The 6781-nt window shown below is 58.6% G+C and carries 8 protein-coding genes and 1 tRNA gene; 5 read left to right on the top strand and 4 right to left on the bottom strand.

Annotated elements, in window-relative coordinates:
- The first annotated feature begins 19 nt into the window (after positions 1-19).
- Positions 20-838 (top strand): SHOCT domain-containing protein, encoded by an 819-nt coding sequence (locus tag ACQKOE_RS08990; RefSeq protein ID WP_427512469.1) that lies wholly within the window; start codon positions 20-22, stop codon positions 836-838.
- A gap of 6 nt (positions 839-844) precedes the next feature.
- Here the strand turns inward: ACQKOE_RS08990 and hspQ are convergent, their stop codons facing one another.
- Positions 845-1225: a heat shock protein HspQ gene (gene hspQ / locus ACQKOE_RS08995; RefSeq protein WP_427512470.1), complete on the bottom strand. Its 381-nt coding sequence runs from the start codon at positions 1223-1225 to the stop codon at positions 845-847.
- Positions 1226-1384: 159 nt separating this feature from the next.
- On the opposite strand from hspQ, the gene ACQKOE_RS09000 reads away from it, so the two are divergent.
- Together ACQKOE_RS09000 and ACQKOE_RS09005 are read left to right on the top strand one after the other, a co-directional pair.
- Positions 1385-1474, top strand: a tRNA-Ser gene (locus ACQKOE_RS09000).
- Positions 1475-1872: 398 nt separating this feature from the next.
- Positions 1873-2472 (top strand): hypothetical protein, encoded by a 600-nt coding sequence (locus ACQKOE_RS09005; RefSeq protein ID WP_427512471.1) that lies wholly within the window; start codon positions 1873-1875, stop codon positions 2470-2472.
- An 86-nt stretch (positions 2473-2558) separates the two neighbouring features.
- On the opposite strand, the gene ACQKOE_RS09010 is transcribed toward ACQKOE_RS09005, so the two are convergent.
- A complete protein-coding gene (locus ACQKOE_RS09010) occupies positions 2559-2834 on the bottom strand; it encodes an HU family DNA-binding protein (protein WP_427512472.1) in 276 nt (91 codons plus the stop codon).
- Positions 2835-2997: 163 nt separating this feature from the next.
- Here ACQKOE_RS09010 and dcm point away from each other — a divergent pair, with 163 nt between their 5' ends.
- A complete protein-coding gene (gene dcm / locus ACQKOE_RS09015) occupies positions 2998-4233 on the top strand; it encodes a DNA (cytosine-5-)-methyltransferase (RefSeq protein ID WP_427512473.1) in 1236 nt (411 codons plus the stop codon).
- Entirely contained in the window at positions 4226-4705 is a 480-nt protein-coding gene (locus ACQKOE_RS09020) for a very short patch repair endonuclease (protein ID WP_427512474.1), read from the top strand. The genes dcm and ACQKOE_RS09020 overlap by 8 nt, the downstream gene beginning before the upstream one ends.
- Here the strand turns inward: ACQKOE_RS09020 and ACQKOE_RS09025 are convergent.
- Positions 4675-6018, bottom strand: a complete 1344-nt coding sequence (locus ACQKOE_RS09025) for an MvaI/BcnI family restriction endonuclease (RefSeq protein WP_427512475.1) — start codon at positions 6016-6018, stop codon at positions 4675-4677. The two genes, ACQKOE_RS09020 and ACQKOE_RS09025, sit on opposite strands and share 31 nt — an antisense overlap.
- A gap of 202 nt (positions 6019-6220) precedes the next feature.
- Positions 6221-6781 (bottom strand): hypothetical protein (locus ACQKOE_RS09030; protein WP_427512476.1); only part of this gene is annotated, 561 nt, incomplete at its 5' end.

Consider the following 6781-nt stretch of genomic DNA (forward strand, 5'->3'; position numbering starts at 1 on the left):
ATCCTGGAAAAGGCATTTCATGAGCGACTGGATCGATCAGCTTGAGCGACTGACCCGCCTGCATCAAAGCGGGGCGCTTACCGATGCGGAGTTCGAAGCGGAGAAGGCCAAGCTGCTGGCGCGTGAGCCACAGGGAAATGCCTCCGATGCCGATGACGGCCCGGAGCCGCGCAAATCGCGCCTGCCGCTGCTGGCCGGAGCTGCCGTGGTCGCGGTGGTGGTCGCCGGAGCAGCCTGGTTCGGTGCGGGCATCCTGCCCGAGCGCAAGGCGGCGGAGCCGGTGATCGAAGCGTCGAGCATTCCAACCGGTGCCGATCTGGCCACCGATGCCGCGCTGGCCACGCAGACGCCGGTCGCCCTCGACGGCACGCTGGAGTTCTCGCTTCCGGCGCAGTGCCAGGCCGGTGACACGCTGGAGCGCGTCTACAAGAAGCTGGAGGCGGGCATGAACCTGGGCAGCGGGCAGGGCCTGACCATCGCCCTGGATGCCTTTGTCGAACCGCTGCAAATCACCGCCAAGAGCCGCAAGGACCAGTATCAGGCCGAAGTCGCCGATGCGCAGATCCGCTTGCCCGAGGAGACCACCTGGCACGGCCTGAAGGTCAGCCGGATCACCACAAGCCGGTACTATCCGCCGGACAGCGACGGTTCGGATACCCGCACGATCAACTTCCTTGAACCGGCCGAAAAGGTCCGCAAGACCCTCGCGCGGCTTGGCTTCAATGCGCCCTTGGCTCCGGAATATACCCTGATGGAAAAGCCGGGTTCGTGCGATGGTTCGATGCAGATCGAAACGCGCGAGGGCGGTTCGGCGCTGGTCTGTAGCTGGGGCTGCTGAACCGGCTCAGTGAGTCATCGAACGGCGCAGGCGATAGCGCGCGCCGTCAAACTCTTCGAACAGTTCGGCCACGTTGGGATGATCGACCGGACCAGCATCGGAATCGGCTAGCAGGTTCTGCTGGCTGACATAGGCGATGTAGTTGGTTTCGCCATTTTCCGCGAGCAGGTGATAGAACGGCTGTTCGCGGCTCGGGCGCACTTCCTTGGGAATCGCTTCGTACCATTCCTCGCTATTGGCGAAGACCGGGTCGATATCGAAAACCACCCCGCGGAAATCGAACACCTTGTGCCGCACTACGTCGCCAATGCCAAAGCGGGCACGGGCAAAACGCGGCGCGTCAATGTCGCGGCCGGCTTGCGGAGAAAAGAAGGAAGCGCGTTCCATGAATGCCAATATAGGCGCACAGATGCGGCGAAACAACGGCACATGCGTCCGGCGTCCCCAAAAACGACGCGCAAGGGGCTTGGCAAGCGCCCCATGTTCCGCTAACCGCGCCGTTCTTCGACCGAACCGGCCCAAGGCTGGCTCGCACGGCGATCTCGCGGAGAGGTGGCAGAGAGGTCGAATGCGCCGCACTCGAAATGCGGTGTACGGGCAACCGTACCGTGGGTTCGAATCCCACCCTCTCCGCCACTATCTAATTGAAAAAGAATGATAATCCCATTTTTGGGCTTCGAAATGGCGCAGTTCTGCGCCGTTTTCGCGTGGGCGACCGAACCTTTGAGACCGCGAATTCCGGCTAAATTGGTCTCAGAAGCCCGCCTGTCTCTTTTCGACCGAACCTCGTCTGAAAAGGTACGGTCAAAAAATATGCCTTATTTCTTGGGTTTTTGATGGATCGACGGTCCGTACCGTTGAGGCAGATTTCCGGTGAGGCGGGATGGCTAAAACCGGCGGCACGGGGAGCTACACTGACAAAAGGTGCTATTCAACCGTTCGGACTGCTGTCCTGAAAAAGTCGCCTTTCGATCATGCGCTCCTGTGGTTGGCGCATTGCAGACGACAAAGACGATAGATAAGTAAACAGCGTTATGGAGGACTATGGGCAAGCAGATCTACTGCAAGTGCATCTGGGGCTGACTCCCGAGGTCAGTTCTAAGATCGCCGCGATCATTACGTTCGCGGGTGCGATCGAATACTTCCTTGAGCGCGCCCTTTGGCGGCTACATGGCATCGATCCGAAGGGCATAAGGCCCGACACGGACGCTAAGAAGATCAGCGACCTCATCGGTATGCTGGAGACTTATGGCGAAGCACTGACAGCTGATGATCATCGGGCGTTTGTTGCAACATGGTGCTCGGCGGCAAACTCAGGCTTTGTGGTTCGGCACAATATCGCACACGGAGTTCCACTGAAGATGGGCGACACGCTCGCGTATATGCGGAACCCGCGCTGGGAGGGCGAGATCAGGAAGCGCGATTTCGGAGATTTCTGGGCAGACGTCCACACGCTCGGCCTAGTCCGGGAAGCGATGGCCGTCCTCTATCGTTCTATCGCGCTGCTGGCCAAAGACGACACGAGTGTCGCAGATGTCGCGACCGAACAAGCGAAACGTGCGGTTCGAACGGCGCGCTCGGTGCTCAGCGAATTCGCCAGCCAGACTTACAATCCGAGCTTGGAAAAATATTGAGCTGACGCCATTGCTGATCCACTAGGCTCGACCAAGCAAGGCCAAGCCTGTCCTCGGTTGCTATACCCAAGGACAGGCCGAGATAATTAGCCGTTCAGGCGATCCTTGACGGCCTTGGCGGCAGCAAAGGTCAGCTTCTTCGATGCAGCAATCTTGATGGTCTCGCCGGTAGCTGGATTGCGACCTTCGCGTGCCGCGCTCGCCTTGACCTTGAACTTGCCAAAGCCGTTCAGCGAGATTTCGTCGCCCTTTGCGGCGGCGCTGGCGATAGCTTCGCAAATGTCGCCAACCAGCTTGCGTGCAGCAACTTTCGTCAGGCCATTGGCTTCTGCAATGGCGTCGGCCAGGTCATTATTGTTCACGGTGTGGGCTCCCCCCTGTTTGTTGAGGCGGACTGCATACACATTTCGCCTGTCCACAGCAAAAACAAAAAGAGAACAAAAAGGACTTGTCCTCTGGGAATCTCTGTGCCAAGCCGTCAAAAAATGACCCGGTTATCTCCGGACATGCTTGAAAGGGATTTCTATGAACGACTGGACCGCCAGTTTTGAAGATTTGTTCAAGAGGTCGGGACTGTCGCTGGAAGAAGCTGAAGCCGAGCTGGGCGTGTCCGCGCGCCAGATCCGTCGCTACATTTCAGACGAGGTTGCTCCGACCAAGCTGGCCATGGAGCGGATGCGGGAGATTGCGAGCAAACGTTCGGCCAAGCGGACCAAGCCCGCATTCCGCTTTATCGACCTTTTTGCCGGCATCGGTGGCCTGCGCCTCGGGTTCGAAGCGATCGGCGGCGAGTGCGTGTTCACCAGCGAATGGGATCGCTGGTCGAACGAGACCTATCGCAAGAACTTTGCTGAGAGCGAAGATCACGTGATGGTCGGCGACATCCGCCCTTATGGTGCCGATCCATCGAAGATCCCCCAGTTTGATGTCCTGCTTGCGGGCTTCCCCTGCCAGCCGTTTTCGCTGGCAGGAGTATCGAAGAAGAACTCGCTCGGCCGTGCGCACGGCTTTGCCGATGAAAAGCAGGGCAACCTGTTCTTCGATATCGAGGCGATCCTGCGGCATCACCGGCCGTCTGCTTTCCTGCTTGAGAACGTCAAGCACCTGCAGCGTCATGACAAGGGCCGTACCTTCGAGGTAATCCGTTGTACCCTCGAGGATGAGCTGGGCTACGCGATCAGTTATCGTGTGGTGAGCTCGGAGCCTTGGGTTCCGCAGAAGCGCGAACGCATCTTCATCGCAGGCTTCCGACAGGACGTCGGGTTCAGTTTCGAGGACTTCGACAAGATGATCCCGCCTCAGAAGGAATGGCCGAAGCTGGGCGACATCTTGCTGTCCCACAACGAGGTCGATTCAAAATATACCCTGACGCCAAAGCTCTGGGATTATCTGCAAGCCTATCGAGCCAAGCATGAGAAGGCTGGCAATGGCTTTGGTTACAGCCTGTTTGGCGAGAAGGACGTCGCCCGAACGCTGTCGGCTCGCTACCACAAGGACGGTTCCGAGATCCTGATCGGGCAGCAGGGAACCCGCCCGCGTCGTCTGACCCCGACCGAATGTGCCCGCCTCATGGGTTTCGAGCATGGCGACCGGAAGTGGCATATCCCGGTGTCGGATACTCAGGGCTACCGGCAGTTTGGTAACGCAGTGGTCGTGCCGGTCATTGAAGCCATTGCACGATTCATGGAGCCGTCGATCAAGCAGATGCTGGAGATCGACCGACTGTCATCTTCGCCCGCACGAAAGCGCGCTGTTGGCTGACATCGTAACGCCGGAGGTTCGAAGTCGGATGATGGCCGGCATTGGGCCTGCCAACACGAAGCCCGAAATGCTGATCCGGCGGGGATTGCACGCGCTGGGTTTTCGCTATCGGCTCCATGTGAAGGGATTGCCTGGCAAGCCGGATCTGGTGTTCCCGGGGCGGCGGGCCGCAATTTTTGTCCATGGCTGCTTCTGGCATGGCCATGACTGCGCGCTGTTCCGCTGGCCTTCTACGCGTGAGGAGTTTTGGCGAAGCAAGATTGGCGGCAACATCACCCGAGACAGGAGGGTTACAGCCCAGCTGCTCGATCAGGGGTGGCGTGTCCTCAATGTCTGGGAGTGCGCTCTCAAAGGGCGCGAGAAGATGCCGCTTGAAGAGGTGCTCACCGCCTGTGCGACCTTCCTTGATGGCACGGATATCCAGACCAGTATTGGCAGAGATCAGACCGTCACGGTCGATGCTTCAGCATAGAGCAATGCCATCGCTTGCGGAAGCTGGCCGGAGTTGATCCGCCACTGCGGCCGGACTTTGGCGCGGTTGTCCGCGTAGATGGTATCAGCCGGGTCATAGAAAACGATCCCACGGTCGATCGCCCGCAATAACCTCCAGACATCGGTGCCGCGCCCTTGCAGCCAGCTCGACGCGTACTGGTATTCGGCCAGACCGTCTCCGCCATTGCGGCTCTGAAAGGTGATGTAGAGTGCATTAGCGTGTTTGGCGTTCCAGCAATTAGCCAGCTTCTCGAGCGACCAGGCTGCCGCAACCTCATTGGTCTCGACGTGGTAGAGTTGGACAGATACGTCGGCAGCATCACCGAACTTGTCGTTGTAACAGTCATAGCCGGTGAGGCGGAGTTCAAGACCAGTCTTGGCATTGACAGCACCCGCCTTGTGTAGGCCGGTAAAGCGGCGCGAACCGTCACCATTGACGGCTGGATGTCCGAAGCGCTCCATGAACTCGCGGAAGTTGTGCGTGCCCTGGAAACCGAGATCCGGTGTCGGGGTCATCAGGCTGATGCGGCTACCGGAGAAGCTCTTGATCTCGAAGCCGTGCTTGTCAGGCGCCTTGTTCCCGTTAGCGGCCACGCCGAGCAATGCCTCGAGGGTGTATCCGCCGCCCTGTGAGCCCGTGAACGGCTCAATCCTGCCGCCACGGTTGATCCGTGAGCTGTGCCATCCACTGCGAACGATGGCCGTCAATTCATGGCGTAGCTGCTCGGCCGGATCAGCTCCGGCTTCGCCGTCGACCATCAGGACACGCAGCACGCCGCGGGCCGCCACCAGCGGTAGATCCGGAAAGTCTGCGACGAGTGGATCGTCGCGTTCGGTCAGGACAACACCGACGACCTTGCCGTCAGAGGCTGTACCCATGACAAGAATACGCCGTCCGAAATCTCCCAACAGTCTGCGCCGAAGTGCATCAGGCCCTGCCTCGCAGCCATTGAGGAAACCGGACATGCGGACTTCTGGATACTGGAAGTAGTCAATGATCCGGGTGTTTGGCGCGTCGTAGCGGGCGCCATTTCCGCCTAACCAGGCAAACTCGACCCGTGCCTCCAGCTTGGGTTTGCCAATCGCGGACTTACGCTTCGCCGTGCTGGTACTCGCCGAGCGTACCTCGATCGTCGCGGGAAACAGGTTGGTAACGCCGTCGAGACCACCGCCCAGGTAGATCTGGTTCTTGTCGTTATCCTGTTTGGGCGACAGCAGCTTCACATAGGCCGTGCGGACGCCTTGTCCGCGGAGGAGATTCTGAAGTTGGGCGAGGGTGGCGATGCCAGGCATCGCCAAGGAGTATTACGGTTGAGGCAGTTTGAACAGAGTGGGTTGAAGGCGCTGACACAGCCGTCGCTCCCGGCGAAAAAACGTCCACTGAAATCTGCCGTACACTTAAACGGCGAAGTAGGGCTCGAATTCAGCCGTTTGCGAACCCTCCGGTTTCGATCGTCGGCGACTGCAAATAGCTGAGTGTTACTGGGGGCGATGGCTACGTATGCACGCTTTCAGCAAGATCTGTATATGCTTCGACAAGACAGCCAAAAAACAGGGCAGCGCGTTCTACATCGTGAAGAACGACATCCTTCGAAGCAAAACCGTGCACAAGGTCATTGCGTGTCGCGATTTGACGTTCTAGCTCATCCTTAGCTCGATTGGCCGCTCTTCCCGCCTTCCGCTCGCCACACCAATTCTGCACTATCTTGTTTTGGCCGACAGCATTGCCGAAGGGATTGGGTAATCCCACTTGGTCGAATAATTTTTCCAGTCGATCAGGTGTACAATTTCCCATCAGCAGGGTGAAAACCTCGCCATTGATTGTGAAGGCGGAGTTTCCGGAGAAGCAGCTACCCATTTCGGCCTGAAGCGCTGAAAAGTCGTAATTGATTCCGTTGATCGATCCCTCGAAAATTCTGGAAAGTGCGCGGCCAGCGTGTGCAGCGTAGGTTGTTTGTAACGTAACCGTTGCACCGGTCCCACGCATGGGTCCCGGGTCGTTATTCAACTGGGGTTGAACAAGTCCGCCGGGATCATGGAGTCTGTGCGGGTTTCG

The organism is Novosphingobium sp. NPDC080210 (assembly GCF_050281025.1).
Taxonomy (GTDB): Bacteria; Pseudomonadota; Alphaproteobacteria; order Sphingomonadales; family Sphingomonadaceae; genus Novosphingobium.